Source organism: Salegentibacter sp. T436, assembly GCF_001932675.1.
Lineage (GTDB): Bacteria > Bacteroidota > Bacteroidia > Flavobacteriales > Flavobacteriaceae > Salegentibacter > Salegentibacter agarivorans.
On the sequence record NZ_CP012872.1, the window covers coordinates 2,401,729 to 2,423,382 of the forward strand.

Here is a 21,654-nt window from a genome sequence, read left to right on the forward strand (position 1 = left end):
TATGAAAAACCTAAAAAATTACCTTTCAAGCGTCGTTATTATCGCGATGTTATTTGCATCTTGTAGTAAAGATGAACCCACAAACAATGTGGGAACCGATGGAGAAATGGCGAGCATTTCCCTGGGAGCAGTTTTAAACGACCTGGATAGACAGGGATTACTAAAACAGTCTATTCCTGAATGTTCCGATGATGCTCCCATGTATGTAAGAGTTATTCTAACCCATGATTTGGGCGAAGAAGACGTAGTTGTTCCTGTAAATTTTGATGGAACTACTTATTTTACAGATTATGATGAAGATCTGGCAATTCCAATCCCTGCCGGAGAAACTACTACTTCTGTTAGTGTAACAGATTTCTGGGTGTACTCCGAAGAACCGGGTGAAAGTACATTGCCAATTTGGGTTACTCCAAAAGAAGATAGTGAGTATGAAAACTTTGTAAACGATCCGCTTCCAATTAATTTTGAACTTAGAGCCGGCTCAAAGAAATATGTTGATGTAGAAGTTTTATGTTTCGATGATAGAGAAGTAAACTTATACGGATATCAATTCTTTGACCTTGTACCAATTCCGCTGATTAAATTCTGTTTATTCGGAAACTTCTGTCCTTCAGAAGATGGTAGACACTACGTAGCCGGTTATACAGTTAATGTATGGATGGGCTCAGAAGCAGTTGGAGATCCAATTTACACTGAATCTAATACTGTAGATGAAGATGACACTACAGGTGACTATTATTCAGATCCATTATGTTTCTGGTTACCTGATACCGCTGAAACTGATACTTACTATTTTGAAATTACATTAGATAATACCGATGAGTATAGTTCAGACGATGCAGGAGAAGTAATTCTTGCTGGTCCTATCACTGATGAAGAAATTAGAATGTTTTATAGTGAAGACGACGATTCAACAATGGATTATTACCACTTTAATTATGGATGTGGTGGCGATAACCCTCCACCATTTGATGACCCAAGAACAGAAGCTAAACGTTACAAAGCCTGTTTAAAGAATTTAGGTGATTCAAATGCTGTAGGATTTGCATACCTGAAGTTACAGGGGAATCAATTAACTGCTACTACAGCAGCTACTGAACTTATTCCAGGAGATGTACCACAACATATCCATGAAAATGCAAGTTGTGATGCTTTTGGTTCGCCAATTTGGGATCTTGATTATACAGGAGATGTATGGCCTGTAGCTGACGGAGCTGGAAACTTATTCTACACCAGGACTTTTACTTTAACTCCTGCTCAGGTAGCAGCTGCTAATCTAGCTAATAGAACAGCTGTGTTACATGAGTCTGATATGACACCACTAGCTTGTGGAGAATTTGAAGAGTACTAAAACTCTTATAAGGTGTCCCAGTTTTTGGGACACCTTTTTAATTCCTTTTAAAACATAGAAACAATGAAGAATTTAAAATTAATGCTGGCCATTTTCGTGGCTACGGGGATGTTATTTTCGTCCTGTAGTAAAGAAGAGACCAATGAGCCCTCTGTAAACGAGGAAATGGGTAGTATCTCTATAGGTGCTATTTTGAATGATCTTGTGAATGATAATCGTCAGGCTATTTCAGATGAAATCCCGGAATGTTCTGATGATACACCAATGTATGCCTGGATAGTACTTACCCACGAATTGGGAACTGAAGATGTAGTTGTACCTATTCTCTTTGATGGTGACACTTATTTCACTGATTACGAAGAAGATCTGGAAATTCCAATTCCGGCTAACGAAACTACAACCGCAGTAAGCCTTACCACTTTTATGGTGTATGCTGAAGAACCAGGAGAAGGTGTTTCACCCATATGGGTAGCACCAACTGACGAAGGTGAATATAAGAACTTTGTGAATGATGCTTTACCTATCAATTTTGATTTAAGAGCAGGATCTAAAAAATATTTGGATGTTGAAGTCTTATGTTTTGACGATAGAGATGTAAATCTATATGGATACCAATTCTTTGATCTTATTCCAATAGAATTATACGAGTTCTGTGTATTTGCTAACTACTGTACCGATAATGGTAAACATTATACTGCAAATTATAATATTGATATAGATTATATAAGAGAAGGAGAGGATGATATTAACTTATATACCAATAGATCTCCTGAAACCGGAAATACCGAAGATGATAATTCGGGTGACTGGTATGCTGAACCACTATGTTTAGCAATTCCGGCTCCTATGTATGACGAGTTAGACACTGAGGCATACTTAAGAGTAACCGTTACTTTGGCTAGTTGGTCTGACAATTACGGAACACCTGGTGCTGAAGACCCTGAAATCATCTATTTAAGCTGGAACGATGTACAATCATATTTTGGTGATAATGACACTATAGATTATGAACATATTTTCTTTAACTGTGGAGATGACCCTATACTTGATTGTCCAATAACTGAAGAGGATACCGATGGTGACTGCGTACCTAATGAAGATGATTTATGTGAAGGCTATGATGATGATGAAGACATGGATGAAGATGGTATTCCAGATGGGTGTGATCAATGTCCAGAAGAAGCCGGTGATCCATTAGATGGTGGTTGTCCTATTGATGATTGTGCTGGAGATGCTGATAGTGATGGATTAAATGATTGTGAAGATGAATGTCCTTACCAGGCAGGTCCAGAATCTAATAATGGATGTCCTGAAGAAGGTGGGGATACCTGCGAAACCGCCTATATGGAAGGAGATACAGCTCTTAATACCTTAGCAAATGCTAATCGATGGGGTTGGGCAGAACACTACCAAACAGGTATAGATGGAAGTAGTAATACTCTCGATATTTGGGCAGGTGCTGCACAGAATAATACTTCCAAAGGAGAACATATTGCTACAGCGGAGATCTCTGTTAATGGTGATGATATTACTCTGGAAATCACACTGGAACCCGGAGTAAGCTTAAGTGAGCTTCATATTAATTTAAGTGAAGTTGCACCATCAGGAAATGATGTTTTTGCACCCGGGCAATATAACCTTAATGATGAAGTGGATGCAAATACTCTTACCTATACCTGGACAAGAGACTATAGTAATGACTTCTATATTATTGTTCATGCCGTAGCTTGTTATTAAAATGAAAAGCCAACTACCAGGAGGGTATGAAACCTTCTGGTAGTTTATTAACCATTCTAAATATTTAATCCAAAAACTTTAATTATGATACTTCTAAGAAAATATCTGGCCATTGTGGCCGTTTTTTCCCTCTTTTTTACCTCGTGTACAAAAGATGAGGAAGGAACCTTAAACAACGATCCAGGTTCAGAGAGTTTTGCTGAATTAAGTCTGGGGGCAACCCTTAATGACTTTGTAAACCGTGCAGCGGTCAAGCAAAGTATTCCCGACTGTTCATCTGACGCTCCAGCCTATGCGCATATAGAATTAACACATAATGCAGGTACAGACCTGGAAGGTGTTATTAATGTAAATGTTCCTATTTTAAGCGAAGATGGAAGCTTTTTCACTGATTATGACGAAGATTTAAAAATTCCTGTAGCAAATGCTGATGATAAAACAGCTACGGTTTCAGTCACTACCTTCCTGGTATATGATGGTGATCCAGATGATGCAGGATCTACCGTTATTTGGGCTGCACCGGCAACTACCAGTGAATATGGAGCTTTTGTGAATCAGGGTCTTCCATATAACTTTCCAATAAGAGCAGGTTCAAAAAAATATGTTGATATTGAAGTGCTGTGTTTTGATGACCGTGAGGTAAATTTATATGGTTACCAATTCTTTGATCTGGTACCTGAGGTACTTCACGAAGTGTGTATTTTTGCAAACTATTGTGATGATGATGGAAGACACTATACTGCCAATTACAGCCTTGAGGTTATATATACCGGTGGAGACGAAGATAGAACTTTGTATACAAGCATGGATCTACCAGAAGATAGCTATGGATTTGATGAAGATACCGGTGATTATTATGCTGATCCTTTCTGCTTCGCAGTTCCAGCGCCTATGTTTGATGAAACCAGTACTACAGAATATATAAGAATAATTGCAACTTTATCAAATTGGGAAGGAAATTATCCAACTCCTGCTGAGGAAGAAATTGTTCTTAATCTTACCTGGTCACAAATAATGGAGAGTGTTCGTGAAGATGGCACTATTGATTATTTCCATATCCTATTCTGTGATGAGGATGATGATCCAGGAAATGGGAATGGAGAAGAGTGTGATCCTCAAGATCCTGCTGCTGATTGTGATAATGATACAATACCTAATGGACAGGATAATTGCCCAGCTACTCCCAATACAGATCAAGCCGATCTGGATGAAGATGGAATAGGAGACGTTTGTGATTCAGACATTGATGGAGACGAAATCTTAAATGAAAATGAGAATCCTGGGTGTGTAAGAGATCCCGATCCAACATGTGGTGATTCAGTTGCAGAGTGTCCTACTTTACCATCAGCTGGCGACTGTGAAAGAGTTTACGTAGCCGGAACTGATGTAACTGATCTTACCGAGTGGATAGCAATAACAGATTCAGAACCATTACCAATTTTCATAGGTAATAATACAACCGTAGCATTAGGCTTGATTTCTTTTGATGCTGACGGAGATATGTTACTTATAAATACAAATACCAGTTTTTATCTGAAAGATTATAGGTTGGAAATTGTAGATGAATTGGGTGACGCAATTACATGTGTATATGAAGATGATCTTACGGCACCAGAGGATACCAATGAAGCTGATGTGGATATAGAAGTTACAGGAGATTTCTCTGGAACTGTCTATGTTCGTTTTTCTGCTAACGTTTGTACAAGATCTGATACCTAGAATAAAATTACCCAGTAAATTTATAACCGGGGGGTGACTAATTCACTGGGTTTTTGTAATCCTCACTCTTGAAGATTACAAAAGAGGCTGTGCGAAATTTTCGCACAGCTTTTTGTTTGCCCTGCATGCAAACAATTCCGAGGCTTGAAAGAAAGCCCGCTCACCTGATCGGAGGGAAGAGCAATGTAAAGTCAAGTGCGTCACTGGCAACGGTGGGGTGTGAAGGAAGACCTAGCAAGTTAGTGGAACATAGAGAAATCGAACCGATTCTGGCATATATTGGGGGTAAGGTTGCAAAAAGTGCCGATGCCCAAAATCCGAATAGCAATATATGTTAAAACGGATGGCTTCACTAACAGGAATGTTTGCTTAACGGGGGAAGCCTGATTATTCGCCTTTTGAGGCTAAGCAGAAACAAGTCGAGAGACAAGGATTTGTTATGGAAAATCAGGTGGCAGATGAGTCCGTAGTAGTGAGAAAATTTAGGCCTGAGAAGCACTGGTGACAGTGTGGAGGAGAAAACCCAAATGACATTGCACAAGAATCGCATAATCGGTTGCAATGACTGTCACAGATTAACTGTGGCGGATGCGAAGGGACGAAGTTAAATTAAGTACAGGAAGTTCTTTAAAGGAATTAGCCATAAGCGAAGACAATCGGAATTGAAACATTCTGAGGAATTGCAGCAAAGAGGAGTGACGAGCTAACTCTGGCTGTTAATCCGCGCGAGTATTGAGTAGTAAGATTTTCTTTTACTGTTATAGATTGCCACAGTGCTAAAGACAACAGTATACCTTATGAACAAACAATCTGTCTAATTCTGCCTAAAGAAATAAACCGTACTGCAAAGAAGAGAAAGTTTCATTATGCGAAAATGGTACAGTCTTATAGACAAGGTATATGCATTACCTAGGCTGGAACAAGCCTACCGTGAGGTAAGGAAAAACAAAGGTTCCAGAGCCAAGGGAGTGGATAACCAAAGTATAGCTGATTTTAGTTCAGCTTTAGAGGAGAATTTGTGCCAACTCTCCAGGGAACTGAAAGAGGGGAGATATAGGCCACAGCCGGTAAGGCGAGCCTATATCGATAAACCAGACGGGAGCAAGAGAGGATTGGGTATCCCAACCATCAAAGACCGCATTGTACAACAATCGCTGCTTAATGTGTTGCAACCTATCTTCGATCCCGAATTCCATCCCTCCAGTTATGGGTATCGTCCTAAACGAAGTGCTCATCATGCCATTGCCAAAGCAGAGCGCTTTAGTCGGTACTATGGTCTGGATCATGTAGCAGACATGGATTTATCCAAATGTTTTGATACTCTAGACCATCGGCTGATAGTGCAAAGCGTGGGCAAACGGGTAAGCGATGGAAAGATACTTAAACTGATAGGGAGCTTTTTAGAATCCGGCGCACTTGATGGAGCGCGCTTCACACCTACAAAGAAGGGGAGTCCACAAGGGGGAATTATCTCACCGCTTCTGATGAATATCTATCTGGACGCATTCGACCAGCATATGAAAAATTCAGGCATACGAATGGTGAGGTTTGCTGATGACGTGCTGTTGTTTGCACCAACCAAAGCTCAAGCTGGAAAATACATGGCTAAAGCCACGAGTTATCTGGAAAAAGAGCTTGGGTTAGAAGTGAATAAAAACAAGAGCAGTCTGACAGACCTTGAAGAAGGCATCCACTATTTAGGTGTGGTGATAAAGCCCTATGGAGTAGTGGTATCCCACAAAAGCATCAAGAGGTTCAAAAAGAAAGTAAAATTACTAACCCCTAGAACTAAAGGGCAAAGTATAGCTTTCTATATTAAAGAACTGAACCCGCTATTAAGGGGTTTTGCCAATTACTTCCGAATAGGCTTGACCAAAAAGCTGTTCCAGGATCTTTTAAGCTGGATCAGGAGAAGGTTACGAATGATGGTGATGAAAAGCTGGAAAAGCTGGAAACCTCTTCACCGACAACTAAGGCGTATGGGCTATAAGGGGAATTTTCTTAAGATATCGGTAACCCGATGGAGAAACTCCTCCACCAATTTAATACACTATGCCCTGCCCAATAAGTACTTCACAGAATTAGGGTTGTACGCAATGGACACAGTTGAAGGGAACACTTTGCATCAGTACTATCAAACAGTACTGAATAAGATTTAACATGAGCCGTGTACGAGACCCGTATGCACGGTTCTGGAAGAGGGATGAAGATAATAAATGCTCAAATATTTATTATCTTCATCCTACTTGATTGTTAAAAAAATTAACAGAGTGGAAATAAGTCTGTATGTTGGCCAAAAGTTTCTGAGAATCTGCAGTTCAATTTTAATTAAAAACTGACTGAAATAATAGCAAAAACAGTCCTTTAGGAAGAGATGGAAAAGTATTTTTATTAAGTTTTAAAAATTCCCCAAATTGTTTAAAACGGAAAAATCTTCATCCTTGTAGGAATCTGACTATTAAAATTTTAGAGTTGTAAAAGCCGGTTTTTTTTTGGAATGACCTTTGTAAATCCAGAATGAAATTTATATTAATTAAATCATAAAAAAAAGTAAACCCTACTTATGAAAAAAAGCAAATTTTTGTTACTACCTGTTCTAGCGATTCTGGCATGTAGTAAAGATCCAATTTCAGAAAATCAAGAAGCAGAAACGCGACTCAAACCAGAAGAAATCTCAGATCAACAATCAGAAATGGCCTTTCCTAATGATCTGGGCCCTGTTTCCCAAATTTATTATGCCGGTCAAAAAATGCCCGTAGAAGACCATGGTGATGATTATGTTTACCAGGGTGATATTTTGATTCCTAAAGGTCAATCAAGCAAATCCCCACAATCTATTGTTTATAAAAACAAAGAGGCTATTCCGCAGGAAAAGAGTACAGGGCGTACTTCGGGAATGTGGCCAGATAATACCGTTTATTATTCTATAAATTCCAGTCTACCCGATAAAAACAGGGTTCACGATGCAATACGTCACTGGGAGAATAATACCCCGTTAAAGTTTGTTGAAAGGTCAGGACAATCTAACTACATATACTTTACTACCGGCTCCGGCTGTTCTTCCTATGTAGGGATGATTGGCGGTAGACAGAATATAACACTGTCTGATTACTGTAGCACCGGGAATACCATTCACGAAATTGGTCATGCCGTAGGACTTTGGCACGAACAAAGCCGTGTAGATAGGAATAATTATATTACGGTACACCTGGATAATGTGAGAAGCGGTACAGAGCATAATTTTCATACTTACGAAGCCAGTGGTTTTGATGGTGATGAATATACCACAAGCCTGGATTTTGAGTCTATAATGATGTATGGCGCTTATTCTTTTTCTAAGAATGGAGAGCCCACTATAACCAGGACAAATGGTAACACTTACCAGGTGCAACGTTCCGCACTTTCTTCAGGAGATATTTCTGGCATTAAAAGTATGTATACAGATGATGGGTCAGAACCCAAATATTTAAATGGAGAATATTATACTCTTAACGGATTAACGGTACTCAGAAATTATGATAGATGGTATTATAATTCTAAATGGGGCTGGAAAGAAGTAGAAATTAAATATGGTTACTGGTTTTTTGTATAATTAGAAAGAAATCAGCCATCAATAAAAACCCGGGGGAAAACCTCCGGGTTTTTTATTTCTAAAATTTTATGGCCTCTAAACTGTAGATTTAATTTCCACACCCTTTGTGGTTAAATTCCACAATTATTAGAATCAATGTAAATCAAATTGAAAGCCTACAATTTATTTATTTTATTTTTATGAATTAAGTCGTGCACAATTTCCTGTTGTTTCAAATGTTCGATGAGCATTTTAAGAATGTTTATTTAATGTTTTGATTTTCTGCGTTTTCCGGGAGAATATAAATAATTTAAGTTTATCGAGATTAATGGTATTTCATCTGGGTTTTCTTTTAGATTTTGCAAAAATGTTAGTTGATCTTTTCAGTTTTTTATATCTCTGTAGGAAAAAGACTAATAATTACTTGAATTGAATTTGGTTAATCTTACAGGGTTTTCCCCATACACTAGTTTCATTCCTCATCATAAATTAGTGTTAAGATTTAAAGGCAATATCCTACCAGCCTGAAAATTCCCCCCACTCAATTTACCCCTACACTGTGTATTGAAATATACCTGATTTGGTTCAGGTTGAATAATTAAACTATTTAGGCAATGAAAAAAATTATACGTTTTAGCCTGGGAATAATTCTAATATTGTTTTGTGTTGTTTCCTGTACAAAGGAAGAAGTAGGTAAGGAATTAGAAGAATCTCATGCTGTAGGAAAACTTTCTTTTGGAAGTGTACTAAGCGACCTGGCCAACCGTAACCAGTTAAATAAACAAACTTCCTCTGATTCTTATGATATTCCACAATGTTCAAATGAGAATCCTCTGTTTGTTAGAGTTGTTATTAAGGTAAAGGATGAAAGTGGTAAGTGGGTTTGGTATAAAAATTCTCACCAGCATAAGATTGAAATTCAAGTTAATCCAAACGGAACCGATTTGGATAATGATGGGAATTTGGATGCCTGGTTTACCCAGGAGTCAGCAGATCTGGAACTTGAAGAAGGAGAGTATAGCATAGAGTATTTTGCGGTAGCCACTGCAGCCGGCAATGATGAGGCTGACATTATTTATATGGCTCCCAGGATTCCTGATGGAGATTTAGATTATACCCAAAGTATTCAATATCACAATTTCGTAGATAATCCATTACCAATACAAGTTAAGATACGTCCCGGGGTAAAATATTACCAACCGGTAGAAGTATTATGTTATGAAGAGCACTATGCTTTTGCCTTTGGTTATCTATTCTTCGATTTTAATACAACTAATTTAATTTACCTATGTACTTACGGCAATGTATGTGATAAAGATCAAAAACATATGCCTGCGCAATTTAAAATGAAAGTATGGAAAGACTCTAATGAGGCTGACCTACTTGTTGTGGCCCAAAATGAAAGAAAGACCTTTAGTGATGAAAACGGCACCCATTATTATGCTGATGCACTCTGTTTTCCACTTCCCGAAATAGAAGAATATTATGCAAAAATATGGATCGTAGAGGATGAAACAGAAATCTTAATAAGGGAAGGAAGTTTTAATGCTGAAGATCTAACAAACATATACCAGGAAGAACAGCAACATTATTATTACCATTTTAGGGAAGCTTGTTGCGATGAAGCAGATAATTTCGATTTATTAGATGATTTAACCGATAATGAAGGAGAATGTGAAGAAGAACCCCAGGATCCGGAAGAACCGAAAGACTGTGTACCTTGTGATAACGATGAGGGTGGGAAAATAAAGGAGCTAACGGTTAAATATTTAGGTGACGATGCAATTAATTTGGTGGTAACTCATAACGGTCCAGACTCTCCTTACGTAATATTTAACGGAGTTGTAAATAAAAATGAAGAAATACTGTTGCCAGGGGAGGCAACAAATGGAGGACATCCTATTCCTTCAGTATGGACAGAATTGGAGTTTACAATTTCGGATACATCATATAATCTACATACAAGTTGTTCAGAACCATTTTATCCGGGCCAGCTTTTTGGAAATGGTCTTTTTGAAGTGATTTCAGCAATTAACGTAGATAATCAATCAATATGCGAAATAGAATAAATTTAAATATTAAACTCATAGGCCTGTCATTGGGTGGTTCTTTTTACAGGCTTATTAATCAAACCTTTTATTAATTAATCTAAATTTTTTATTATGAAAAACTTTAAAGTTTATTTGGCTTACGTCGCTCTTTTAGCGATGGTAATGACTTCCTGTAGTAAGGAAGACAATCCAGACAGTCCCGATGGACCAGCTGGAGAAGAGATGGTAGCTCTATCTTTTACAGGAATGCTTAGTGATTTTACTAGGAAAGTAGATTCTAAACAAGCCGTGGATGCACCTGTAGAAGGCTGCTTTGAAAATTCAGATCCTGAATATGTACGAGTTGGTGTTAAAGACGACTTGGGAGATTGGGTGAGTGGAGGTTATATTGATATCCCCGTGATTCCGGTTTCTGTTGATAGCGACGGTGATGGAGCTGATAATTATTTAACTTTTGAGGCAGAAGATCTCGAACTAGAGCAGGGAGATTATACCCTAGAATATTTTGCTGTATATAATGATAATAATGATCTAATATTTATGGCCCCTCGTAGCGATAATCAATACGGACCTGCTAACTTTTACAATTTTGTAGAATCACCTCTTCCCCAACAATTTACATTAAATGTTGGAACTAAACATTATCAGGAAGTTGAAGTATTATGTTATGATGAACAGGATGTTCAGGAATATGGTTACTTATTCTTTGATTTTGAAGAAGTACCTTTAACTTACATCTGTATTTTTGGAAATGAATGTGATGAAGAAACTGGTCGACACAAACCTTCTCATTTTAGAGTTAAAGTGTGGGAATATCCTGCTTTGCCAGGTGAAGGGGATATTGAATTTACAGATGCCACTGCACTAGTAAATGCTACCAATGATTTTAATAATGGAGAAAATACTGGTGAAGTTGTCCAAGCAGATCCTTTATGTATTCCTTTACCAGATCGCGATGGGGAAACCTGGTTCTACGGTGAAATTTACACCATAGACGATGAAGGTATTGAAACTTTAATTAGAAGGGGAGACTTCTCAGATGAAGACACTAAAGATGAAGCCTTCGAAATTGATGGTAAGCAGAAATACTGGCACTTTAGACAAGGTGGTGAATACTGTGGAGAGGATTCAGATCCTTGTCTTCTAAGTAGAGTAGTTACCGATTGGGCACAAGATTTCGGTACCGGAGTTGTAGACCTAACTGATTTACAAACCGATTATATTGATGTAGATACCAATAGTGATGGCGATTACACGGCGGCTGATTCTCCAGGAGCAACTGCGCCATTCGGTGGTTACTTAATTACAAATGATCCAAGTAAATACTACGATCAATTCGTAGGTGCTGGTCAAGATGGAGACGATGGAAATATGATTGTTTTTGATGGCTCTCCAGATGTCTCAGATAGAGTAATTTATACTATGGAAACTCCAGAATTGTGTGAAGGCGATACTTATTTCCTTAAAATGAGGGTAAAAGATATTAGTGCACCTGATGTAAACAACGCAAGACTAAGGGTTCGTTACCGTTCTGGTACCCCAGAATCTGCAACGACTGCGGGGGATTTTGAAATTAGTTCTTTAGCTAAAGACGCTGATGGAAATTGGAGCACCATTGGATTTATTCTGACTGCTGCGAATGATGGATCAATGTTAATTAGAATTAGAGATCGTGAAGATGATAACTCTGGCAACGATTTCGCTATGGATGATATTGTTTTATCAAATGATCCAATGACATTAAATGGAATTAATGCTGCAAACATTAATCCTTCAAATTAATTTAATAAATTGTAATCTTAAAACTGAAGAGCCCAACTCGGGCTCTTCTTTTTCTATGTGTTAATTTCAGATTTTACATAAGTCCTTAACTCTTCAAAAAACATTCTAAATTCATTTTCAAATTCTTCATAAAACTCTCTGAGTTCTTCTACTGCAAGGTGCATTTTAGCGCGATATTTAATTCTTCGGTTCATTTGAAAAAGAATTTTTTCTATTCCTTCTATTTCTCGGTAGTTGTAAAGCCAGTTATCGGCCACCATATAGGGAAGAAATTTTTGTACCGGCTTTGGTAAAACTTCATAATTATCCTTCAAAAGTTTATAAAAATCTTCGGTATACTCTTTTAACGGAATCTCAGAATATTCTACCCAGTTTGCGGCTAGAAAATGATCATATAATATATCTACAATAACCCTACTGTAATGGCCGTATCGATCAAATAAACGCTCTACACTTTTACTTACAATTGGGTGAGTGTCAGTAAAAGTATCTATAGCACGATGGAGTACTATTCCTTTTTGAATTTCGACTGGAAAATCTAAATACTGTTTTCCTTTCACCGAATCTGCAATAAAATTACCGATTTTTAATTGCGCGTTATCGCCCGAAAGATATATGTGTGCTAAGAAATTCATCTTTGAAAGTTACGTAAATCCCGTAGTTTCCTGTTTAATTTTTGTTAAGTTTTGGCGCTACCTGTCTATGCCTTGTATATTTGTTAAAATTTTACTCGATAATAGAGATTTATATATCTAGAAATAAAACACTTTGAGCTCGCCCCTGGCTGGTTCACTATTAAAAACATTTAATATAAAATAAACTTATGAGTTTAATAAAATCAATTTCAGGAATACGTGGTACAATAGGCGGAAGAACCGGAGATAATCTAACTCCTATAGATACCGTAAAATTCGCCGCTGCTTACGGAACCTGGCTAAAGAATAATTCAAAAGATAAAAAATTAAAAGTAGTTGTAGGTCGGGACGCCAGGATCTCAGGGAAAATGGTGCAGGATTTAACAATGAATACTCTTACCGGTTTAGGAATAGACGTGATAGATATTGACCTTTCAACAACGCCAACCGTAGAAATAGCCGTGCCTTTAGAAAATGCAGACGGTGGAATTATCTTAACAGCAAGCCATAATCCCAAACAATGGAACGCCCTTAAATTATTAAATAGTAAAGGAGAATTTTTGGATGGGGTAGAGGGTGCTAAAATTCTGGAATATGCCGAGCAGGATAATTTTAATTTTTCTGAAGTTGATGATCTTGGTTCCATCACCCGGAAAGATAATTATATGGATATCCATATAGAAGAGGTGTTGAAACTTAAACTTGTGGATGCCAAAAAAATTAAAAAGGCCTGTTTTAAAGTGGTAGTTGATGGAGTGAATTCTAGTGGAGGAATTGTTATCCCACAACTTTTAAAGAAAATGGGTGTTGAGGTAATAGAACTTTATTGTGAGCCAAACGGGCATTTCCCGCATAATCCAGAGCCTTTAAAAGAACACCTTACCGATATTTGTGAATTGGTAAAAAAAGAAAAAGCCGATTTTGGAATTGTAGTAGATCCAGATGTAGACAGGCTTGCTTTTATAGATGAAAATGGCGAAATGTTTGGCGAAGAGTATACGTTGGTAGCTTGTGCCGATTATGTTTTATCTAAAACACCGGGGAATACCGTAAGTAATTTATCATCGTCCCGGGCGCTTAGCGATGTGACTAAAAAACACGGTGGGGAATATAAAGCCAGTGCCGTGGGAGAAGTGAACGTTGTTAAACTAATGAAAGATTCCAATGCAGTAATTGGCGGGGAAGGAAATGGTGGAATTATCTATCCTGAATCTCATTACGGCCGTGATAGCCTTGTGGGAGTTGGATTGTTTTTAACCCATTTAGCCGAAAAAAATATAAGTGTTTCTGAATTGCGAAAAGAATATACCGCTTATTTTATGAGCAAAAATAAAATTCAGTTGACACCAGAAATTGATGTGGACAGTATTTTAAAGACTATGGAAGAAAAGTATAAAAATGAAGAAGTTTCAACCGTAGACGGAGTAAAAATAGATTTCCCAGAAAACTGGGTGCATTTAAGAAAATCGAATACCGAGCCGATTATAAGAATTTATACCGAAGCAAAATCTCAGGCGAAAGCTGATGCACTAGCTGAGGATATGATTAAAGAAATCGAGAAAATTATAGCTTAGCGAACAACAGCATTTTCGGGAATTTCTTTTCCCACATGTTTCCAGCGCTTGTGCGTCCAGAGATAGAATTCTGGTTTTTCCCGAATTTGTTTTTCCAAATGCTGAATGTAATCTAAGGTTATTTGATTGTTTTTGGTTTCAGCAGGATTATCAGAAATATTAATTAAAGAGGCCTTATAATGGCCTCTTTTTACTTTTTCTACATGGAGATATAGTACCACCATATCAAATTCTGTAGCTATTCTTTCAGAACCTGTATAAAAAGGAACTTTTTTCCCCATAAAATCTGTCCAAAATTTATAACTGGATGTTCTGGGAGATTGATCGGCTATCATAGCATAAGCCCCCCGAATACCTTCTTTTTGATTATTTGCTATTCGCAAACTTGCTTTGGAATTTTGTATTAGTTCGGCGCCAAACCGTCTTCTTATATCATTAATTAGTTTGTCAAAACCGGGATTTCTAATTTTTTTATAAATGCCAAATGCGCTGTGTTTAAGATCGTGCAGTTGTAGCGCAAAAAGCCACTCAAAACTGGCATAGTGCCCACACATAAGCATAATACTTTTGTCTAGTTTTTCTATTCGCCTAAGCTCTTCAAGATTGGTGTAAATAAATCGTTTTTTTAATTCCTCTTCAGAGATAGAAATACTTTTTATCATTTCCAGAAACATATCACACATATGGGAATAGAATTTCTTTCTTATTTTAATAATTTCTTCAGTAGATTTTTCAGGAAAAACAAGTTTTAAATTATTGGTTACTGTTTTTTTACGGTATCCTATCAGGTAATAAACAATAAAGTAAACCACATCTGAAACCAGGTAGAAAAGAGGAAAAGGAAGAATAGAAATTAGCCAAAGTAGCGGGTAAGCCAACCAAAAAACTACAGCCTGCATAAAATAATTTTCAGCAAATATATGGTATATTTGGCACTAAACTAAAGCTACTATGGGAGAATTAAACCTGGTTACCCTTATAATTATTGGTGTAAATGTGTTGGTTTCATTCAAAGGATTTAAAGACGATTCTTTTTTTCAGAAATATAAATTTAATATTGCCGATATTAATCGCGGCGCTAAATATCAAATTCTTACTTCAGGATTTTTGCATGTAAATACTACACACCTTTTGGTGAATATGCTAACCTTGTATTTTTTCGCCAATTCGGTTATCTTTTTTCTGGGAACAGTAGGTTTTATAATTGTTTACCTTGCCAGTTTGGTTTTAGGGAATTTGCTTTCATATTATTTTCATAAAAAAGATATGCATTATACGGCTGTTGGCGCAAGTGGCGCGGTGATGGGCGTCTTGTATTCAGCCATTCTCTTAAGGCCAGATATGATGTTGGGCTTATTTTTCATTATTCCCATCCCGGCATATATTTTTGGAATAGGCTATTTGTTTTATACCATTTACGGGATGAAGCGCCAGGTTGGTAATATTGGTCACGATGCCCATTTTGGCGGTGCTGTAGGCGGATATTTATTAACTCTTTTGCTAGCCAGTTGGGTTTTTGAAGAACATTTATTAATGGTATTATTGCTTGCGCTTCCCATTGTTTTCTTATTTGTGATGCAAAAAATGGGAAAAATCTAATTTGGTACTCTTATTGTATTAGCCCTTTTAACATAATAAATCACCTATGAAAAAAATAATCTTACTTATGGCCGTAATTACCGGCTTTGGAATGCAAGCTCAAAATGATACAAATCCCGGAATTCACGTCACCGGAGAAGGAGTTGTAAAAGTAGCACCCGATAAGGTGACTATAAAATCCCAAATTGAACACGAAGGCCAAAGTGCTACTTCAGTAAAATCTCAAAATGATGAAGTGGTGAATAAAGTGATTAAATACTTAAAATCTGAAGGAATTGCCGAAAAAAATATCAATACTAATTATATCAATTTAAATAAGCGCTATAATTACAACGATAAAACCTATACGTATGTAGCCAACCAGGCAATTTCAATTACTTTGGAAGATATTAGCAAATATGAATCTATAATGAAAGGTTTGCTGGAAAATGGCCTTAACGGAATTAATGGTATTGAATTTGAATCTTCAGAGATTGAAAAACATAAGGCTGAAGCCAGAAGAAAAGCGGTATTAAATGCTAAGGAGAAAGCTGAAGCACTTGCAAAACCTTTGGGCCAAACCGTAGGAAAAGCTTATAAGATTAGTGAGGGGAGTAGTAATAATTACCAGCCGGTTTATGGTGCTATGAGAATAAAAGGTTCTGCAGATGAAGCTTCTAACCAGGAAACTATGGCACCCGGTGAAATGGAAATAAGCATAGATGTAGATGTTTCTTTTCAGTTACTTATGGAATAGAATCTCAATAACTGCTAAATAAAAAAAGCGCCACTACGGCGCTTTTTTTATGTGTTGAAAACTGAAAATATTATCCTTTGTTAAGTAATTCTCCAATTTTATTATCTAAATCGTCACCTCTAAGGTCACGGGCAACTATAGTACCTTCTTCATCTAAAACAAAAGCTGCGGGAATTGCTTTAATCCCATAAAGTTGAGCAACAGGATCCTGCCAGAACTGAAGATTAGAAACCTGGTGCCACGGCAATCCATCTTCTTCAATAGCTTTTATCCAACGGTCTTTTTGGCCAGGACGATCTAAAGAAACACCAATAACACTAAGACCATCGTCTTTGTATTTATTATAAGTTCTTACAAGGTTAGGATTTTCTACACGGCAGGGTTTACACCAGGCCGCCCAAAAATCTATTACCGTTACTTTTCCCATCGCGTCTTTTAAAGAAAGTTCGTCCCCATCTGGAGTTGGAGCTGTGAAATTAGGAGCTTTGCTACCAACCGCAACTTTACTTTCTTTTTCAAGATTTTGACCAATTTGTTTCCCAATGGCAGTATTTTGAATTTCTTCAGAAAGGCCATCAAACATTTCTTTTATTTCATTTGTTGGGTACGATTTCATTCTAAGCATATCGCTAATCACCATTATTGAAACAAATGAATCGGGATTTTCCTGAACCACCTTTTTCTTATAAACCTTGTCGTTATCTATAATTTCAGTTTCAGTTTCCTGTAAGGTTGCAAGTTTAGTACTGTCTTGTTCCTGGAAAGCCTTCTGCATTTCTTTCCGCCCTTTATTGACCTTTTCAGTAGTATTTTTAATATGTCCTAAATACTCATATAATAAACGGTTCTCTTTTCCTCCATTTACTTCAGAAGCTCTTATGCTATCTTTATAAACTTTGAAGTTTATTTTTTCATTTTCAGCAATAAATATAACATTGCCCTGTATACCTTGAAATTCAAGAAAGCTTAAATTTGGAGTTTCTGGATCTTCAAGATCTAATTCAAATTCGCCATTTTCCAGAGAGGTAGAATCAATTCTTTTGGGACGATTGGTGTTTTCGTCAATTTCAGAAACATAAATCATCTTTCCGTTTTCCATTTCTGGAGCGCTTCCAGAAATAAAATATCCTTTATCTTCCTGGCAAGAGGCAAATACGGTTGCAACCGCCAGCATAACTATAATTTTACGCATAAAAATTGGTTTATTTTATAGCAAAAATAAGCATCTGTCATGGCAATACCTTCCAAATTTTATAAAAAATTGTTAATTTAAACTCTGTAAATTTGTAAGCCTTGCGGAATATGTAATTTTAACAGATATTACTTATTTATGAAAGAACAGAAACAAAATTTACCTTTTGAGATTCAAATTAGTTTTCATAAAGTTGTTGAGCAGTATAAAAAACAGCTCGAGTTTGAAGAAAATGAGATTTCCCGGAATTATATAAAAAGTATTCTTGAGCATGTGGAGGCTTTCCCTGCATTAACCGAAGGTATTAAAGATTTTGAAGAGTTAAAAAATTACAGAGAGCCGGTAAGGGTATTGTTGGACGATCTTTTTCCAAATGTACTTACCAATAACGAAATTAAAGCGGCTTCTATTCCATTTCAAAATTTCCTGTTTAATAGATCTAAGCGATTAAAGAAAATAATGGAGGATACTCCAGACGATTTTGAACTTGAAATAAGAAACCTGGATAACAAAAGTGTATATGTGCAGGAATGCATTAACATTTTAAACGATTACTACGGGTATAAAATAGACTATTCCCGCCCCCTATATTTTGATATCCCGGATAAACAAGGTATAACCAGGCGATACCGTATTGCATTAAACGGAGATTTTATTGATATCTATCCCAAAGAAAATGCAAAGAAAATTACAGATGAAGATGTAGATGAACTGCTGCAAAATGTTGAGGATATAGATTTATGGCGTAAAAAATTTCCGCCTAATAGTTGGGTGTTTAAAGGTTTTACCATCGTAAATCTTACCGATGTTACGATGGATGATGCAATATCTGAATTGAAAACTGCTTTACTTTTTGAAAAATCTTCAGAAAAAGATGAACTTCAGAAATTAGAGGAGATTTTTAGGTCTATCTACAAAATCCCTGATCTTCGGGTAGGTTTTACCGTTTATAATCCGCAGGACGAAATGTTCGAAAAGATGGAATATAAAGAAGCCAACAGTTATATTTTAAATGATGAATTGGTAAGTGAATGTAAGAAAGGCGTTTGCGAAGAAGGTTTTAATAATATTTTTAAAAATCACAGTTTTTTTAGCATTGCCAACGTAGATGAGTATGCTAAAAAAACGAAAAATAATATCCTTTCCAGAAGATTAAAAGAAGGCGACGTAAAAAGTTGTATTCTAGCCCCGGTAGTTAAAAATAATCGATTGCTGGGAATCCTGGAGTTGGTGGCGAAGAAAAAGAACCAGCTTAATAGTATTAATACCATTAAATTAGATGAAATTCTCCCTTATATAGCTACTGCGGTAGATAGAAATCGCAGTGATTTTGAAAATAGGGTAAAAGCTGTGATCCAAAGTGAATGTACTTCTATACACCCAAGTGTGCTTTGGGTTTTTGAAAAAGAAGCCAAAAAATATATTAGAGATTATGATGATGATGGATTGGCTTCCTTTAAAGACATTGTTTTTAAAGATATTTATCCTTTATATGGCCAAATAGACGTGGTGGCTTCTTCTGATGCGCGAAATGATGCCATTCAAAAAGATTTGCTTCATCAATTAAAAATTATTCAGTCTATAATAGATAAAGCTTACAAAATAGAGGAACTTCCTATTTATGAACAGGTTAAATTTAGAATTTCAGACTTTATGGACGAGCTGGAAAGTAGCCTGAATGCTTCCAGTGAACAAAAGGTTTTTAATTTGCTTCAGAAGGAAGTAAATCCTATTATGAGCCATTTAAGTAAGCAATCTTCTGAATTGAAAAAAGCGGTTGAAGAATATCAAAATCAACTTAATCCTGAAACAGGAATAATTTATGATCATCGAAAAAATTACGATGAAACCGTGCAGCAAATTAATCGCACCATGTCACGATTTTTAGACAGAAAACAAATTGCTGCGCAAAAGATTTATCCGCATTATTTTGAACGTTATAAAACTGATGGAGTAGACCACAATATTTATATTGGCGCTTCTATGGTAAAAGAAAGGCCTTTTAATAAGGTGTATTTATATAATCTTAGGCTGTGGCAATTGAGCACTATGTGCGAAATGGAAAACCGATTTTATCAGTTGCAACAAACCACACCAATTAAGCTTGATGCCGCTTCATTAATCCTGGTTTATAACTCGACAATGTCTATTAGATACAGGATGGATGAAAAGAAATTTGATGTAGATGGCACCTACAATGCACGCTATGAAATTATTAAAAAACGAATAGATAAATCTTTTATAAAAGGAACCGAAGAGCGCATTACCCAAAAAGGAAAAATTGCAATTGTATATAGCCAGCGAGGCGATGAAAAGGAATATTTAAGGTATATAAAATACTTGCAAACCAAGAATTATTTGGGTGAAGACCTGGAACTACTTGAGCTTGAAGATGTACAGGGAGTAGTAGGGCTCAAAGCTATTAGGATAAATGTTTTATATACGCCAGATAGCAATGAACCCGATAGAACGATTACTTATGAAAATTTAATGGAAGAATTACATTAGGTAAAAAGCGCCCACAAAAGCGATTACCGAAACGATAATCCCTATCATAAATACAGTATAAGTTATTCTTAGAATTTTATACTTTCTATGTAAGACTTTACCCAGTAGGTGCAGGTCTAACATTAAAGATTCGTAGACATAATCTTTATCTTTAATAATTTCCTTCATACCCCATTTAAACTGCTCAAATGGCATTTTATGGCTATTTCCAAAGAAAAGAAGGTTTACTTCCCTGTTTTTAACCTGTTCTTTGGTGAATTCTCCACTGGTTACCTGAGGCCGGGTAGATAGTACCGAAAGTATTATTGATGCCACACTAAACAAAATAAGGATTAAGGTTGGAATAAGTAGGTGTTTATTACTGGCCGCGTCTAATTTGGGAATCATATTAGCAAGCGCCAGGGAAATAATTATCGCATTTACCGAAAGTAAGATGTTGGCTTTAGTATCGGCAATATCACTCAATTTTATGTGGTTTCTAAGCGTTACCCTAAAAAGTGTTTGGATACTTCTTTCAGGATTATCATTTTTATAACGCGCCTTCATACGCGCTTTAGCTTCTTCTTTCTTTAATTTCTTTTCTTGCTTATTCTTATCGGCAATGAGCTCCAGGAGATTTTCTTCCTTTTTTGGGCCCCATTCTTCAATAGCATAATCGGTATAAAATTGATGCTTTTCAGTGAACATTCGTATGTTCTCCTGTATCCATTCACCGGTAGTAAAATTCTTAATATTATGAAGTTCTAATTCCTGCCTTAGCAGTTCGCTGGTTTCTTCAAAATACTCTTTAGCAAAATGAGACGAGTCCGCATCCCTTATAATTTTCTCGGGGAGAGTTTCAGGTTTAGATTCAAATTTTGTGGCATTTATATAATTTAGAACATCTTCAATGAGCTCTGGTGTGGCATTGTTCTGTTTTAAAAAATCTTCTGCAATTTTTATACTTTCATCTTCATGACCCTTAAAAGTTCGGGTGTAGCCGGTATCGTGTAACCAGGCTGCAAGCAACAACGCCTCTTCTTGTTTAACATTAATTTCAGAATTGGCAATTAATTCTTTAGTACTTTTAACCACCCGTTCTGTATGCTTGTAATTATGGTATATATACGTGTTCGGTAATTTTTCCTTGAAAAGATTTAAAACAAAATCATCTGCTTTCTCAATGAGATTATTCATATATTTTAGCTTGTTTTTGTTTC

Annotated in this window: 15 protein-coding genes; 11 read left to right on the forward strand and 4 right to left on the reverse strand. The window is 36.5% G+C overall.

Annotated features, from left to right (window positions below; genetic code table 11):
* The first annotated feature begins 1 nt into the window (after nt 1).
* The 7 genes from AO058_RS10540 (at nt 2) to AO058_RS10575 (ending at nt 12,211) form a co-directional block, all read left to right on the forward strand.
* Complete coding sequence (locus tag AO058_RS10540; protein WP_143083607.1) at nt 2-1,351, forward strand: hypothetical protein; 1,350 nt, start codon at nt 2-4, stop codon at nt 1,349-1,351.
* A gap of 63 nt (nt 1,352-1,414) precedes the next feature.
* A complete protein-coding gene (locus AO058_RS10545) occupies nt 1,415-3,088 on the forward strand; it encodes a hypothetical protein (protein WP_075326488.1) in 1,674 nt (557 codons plus the stop codon).
* 84 nt (nt 3,089-3,172) lie between these two features.
* Nucleotides 3,173-4,807 carry a thrombospondin type 3 repeat-containing protein gene (locus tag AO058_RS10550; protein WP_075326490.1) on the forward strand — a complete coding sequence of 545 codons (1,635 nt, stop codon included), beginning with the start codon at nt 3,173-3,175 and terminating at the stop codon, nt 4,805-4,807.
* Nucleotides 4,808-5,673: 866 nt separating this feature from the next.
* A complete protein-coding gene (gene ltrA, locus AO058_RS10560) occupies nt 5,674-6,966 on the forward strand; it encodes a group II intron reverse transcriptase/maturase (RefSeq protein WP_075326492.1) in 1,293 nt (430 codons plus the stop codon).
* Nucleotides 6,967-7,370: 404 nt separating this feature from the next.
* Complete coding sequence (locus AO058_RS10565; RefSeq protein WP_075326494.1) at nt 7,371-8,399, forward strand: M12 family metallopeptidase; 1,029 nt, start codon at nt 7,371-7,373, stop codon at nt 8,397-8,399.
* A 593-nt stretch (nt 8,400-8,992) separates the two neighbouring features.
* The gene (locus AO058_RS10570) at nt 8,993-10,447 is read left to right on the forward strand and encodes a hypothetical protein (protein ID WP_075326496.1); all 1,455 of its coding nucleotides are present in this window, start codon (nt 8,993-8,995) and stop codon (nt 10,445-10,447) included.
* Between the two features lie 93 nt (nt 10,448-10,540).
* The gene (locus AO058_RS10575; protein ID WP_075326498.1) at nt 10,541-12,211 is read left to right on the forward strand and encodes a hypothetical protein; all 1,671 of its coding nucleotides are present in this window, start codon (nt 10,541-10,543) and stop codon (nt 12,209-12,211) included.
* Between the two features lie 53 nt (nt 12,212-12,264).
* Here the strand turns inward: AO058_RS10575 and AO058_RS10580 are convergent, their stop codons facing one another.
* Nucleotides 12,265-12,846 carry an acyl carrier protein phosphodiesterase gene (locus tag AO058_RS10580; RefSeq protein WP_075326500.1) on the reverse strand — a complete coding sequence of 194 codons (582 nt, stop codon included), beginning with the start codon at nt 12,844-12,846 and terminating at the stop codon, nt 12,265-12,267.
* A 188-nt stretch (nt 12,847-13,034) separates the two neighbouring features.
* Between AO058_RS10580 and glmM the strand changes: the two genes are divergently transcribed.
* Nucleotides 13,035-14,420 carry a phosphoglucosamine mutase gene (glmM, locus tag AO058_RS10585; RefSeq protein WP_075326502.1) on the forward strand — a complete coding sequence of 462 codons (1,386 nt, stop codon included), beginning with the start codon at nt 13,035-13,037 and terminating at the stop codon, nt 14,418-14,420.
* Here glmM and AO058_RS10590 read toward each other — a convergent pair.
* Complete coding sequence (locus tag AO058_RS10590; RefSeq protein ID WP_075326504.1) at nt 14,417-15,319, reverse strand: lysophospholipid acyltransferase family protein; 903 nt, start codon at nt 15,317-15,319, stop codon at nt 14,417-14,419. The two genes, glmM and AO058_RS10590, sit on opposite strands and share 4 nt — an antisense overlap.
* Nucleotides 15,320-15,371: 52 nt before the next feature.
* Between AO058_RS10590 and AO058_RS10595 the strand changes: the two genes are divergently transcribed.
* Together AO058_RS10595 and AO058_RS10600 are read left to right on the forward strand one after the other, a co-directional pair.
* Nucleotides 15,372-16,019 (forward strand): rhomboid family intramembrane serine protease, encoded by a 648-nt coding sequence (locus AO058_RS10595; protein ID WP_075326506.1) that lies wholly within the window; start codon nt 15,372-15,374, stop codon nt 16,017-16,019.
* A gap of 46 nt (nt 16,020-16,065) precedes the next feature.
* A complete protein-coding gene (locus AO058_RS10600) occupies nt 16,066-16,755 on the forward strand; it encodes an SIMPL domain-containing protein (protein WP_075326508.1) in 690 nt (229 codons plus the stop codon).
* Between the two features lie 70 nt (nt 16,756-16,825).
* Here the strand turns inward: AO058_RS10600 and AO058_RS10605 are convergent, their stop codons facing one another.
* A complete protein-coding gene (locus AO058_RS10605) occupies nt 16,826-17,947 on the reverse strand; it encodes a TlpA disulfide reductase family protein (protein ID WP_075326510.1) in 1,122 nt (373 codons plus the stop codon).
* 138 nt (nt 17,948-18,085) lie between these two features.
* Here AO058_RS10605 and AO058_RS10610 point away from each other — a divergent pair, with 138 nt between their 5' ends.
* Entirely contained in the window at nt 18,086-20,455 is a 2,370-nt protein-coding gene (locus tag AO058_RS10610; RefSeq protein WP_075326512.1) for a GAF domain-containing protein, read from the forward strand.
* Here the strand turns inward: AO058_RS10610 and AO058_RS10615 are convergent.
* A complete protein-coding gene (locus AO058_RS10615) occupies nt 20,447-21,631 on the reverse strand; it encodes a Pycsar system effector family protein (RefSeq protein WP_075326514.1) in 1,185 nt (394 codons plus the stop codon). The genes AO058_RS10610 and AO058_RS10615 overlap by 9 nt on opposite strands.
* Nucleotides 21,632-21,654 lie beyond the last annotated feature (23 nt).

Bases quoted from the DNA above. Each gene is read 5' to 3' on its own strand.
- AO058_RS10540 (WP_143083607.1), top strand. From the start codon at position 2: ATGAAAAACCTAAAAAATTACCTTTCAAGCGTCGTTATTATCGCGATG.
- AO058_RS10545 (WP_075326488.1), top strand. From the start codon at position 1,415: ATGAAGAATTTAAAATTAATGCTGGCCATTTTCGTGGCTACGGGGATG.
- AO058_RS10550 (WP_075326490.1), top strand. From the start codon at position 3,173: ATGATACTTCTAAGAAAATATCTGGCCATTGTGGCCGTTTTTTCCCTC.
- ltrA (WP_075326492.1), top strand. From the start codon at position 5,674: ATGCGAAAATGGTACAGTCTTATAGACAAGGTATATGCATTACCTAGG.
- AO058_RS10565 (WP_075326494.1), top strand. From the start codon at position 7,371: ATGAAAAAAAGCAAATTTTTGTTACTACCTGTTCTAGCGATTCTGGCA.
- AO058_RS10570 (WP_075326496.1), top strand. From the start codon at position 8,993: ATGAAAAAAATTATACGTTTTAGCCTGGGAATAATTCTAATATTGTTT.
- AO058_RS10575 (WP_075326498.1), top strand. From the start codon at position 10,541: ATGAAAAACTTTAAAGTTTATTTGGCTTACGTCGCTCTTTTAGCGATG.
- AO058_RS10580 (WP_075326500.1), bottom strand. From the start codon at position 12,846: ATGAATTTCTTAGCACACATATATCTTTCGGGCGATAACGCGCAATTA.
- glmM (WP_075326502.1), top strand. From the start codon at position 13,035: ATGAGTTTAATAAAATCAATTTCAGGAATACGTGGTACAATAGGCGGA.
- AO058_RS10590 (WP_075326504.1), bottom strand. From the start codon at position 15,319: ATGCAGGCTGTAGTTTTTTGGTTGGCTTACCCGCTACTTTGGCTAATT.
- AO058_RS10595 (WP_075326506.1), top strand. From the start codon at position 15,372: ATGGGAGAATTAAACCTGGTTACCCTTATAATTATTGGTGTAAATGTG.
- AO058_RS10600 (WP_075326508.1), top strand. From the start codon at position 16,066: ATGAAAAAAATAATCTTACTTATGGCCGTAATTACCGGCTTTGGAATG.
- AO058_RS10605 (WP_075326510.1), bottom strand. From the start codon at position 17,947: ATGCGTAAAATTATAGTTATGCTGGCGGTTGCAACCGTATTTGCCTCT.
- AO058_RS10610 (WP_075326512.1), top strand. From the start codon at position 18,086: ATGAAAGAACAGAAACAAAATTTACCTTTTGAGATTCAAATTAGTTTT.
- AO058_RS10615 (WP_075326514.1), bottom strand. From the start codon at position 21,631: ATGAATAATCTCATTGAGAAAGCAGATGATTTTGTTTTAAATCTTTTC.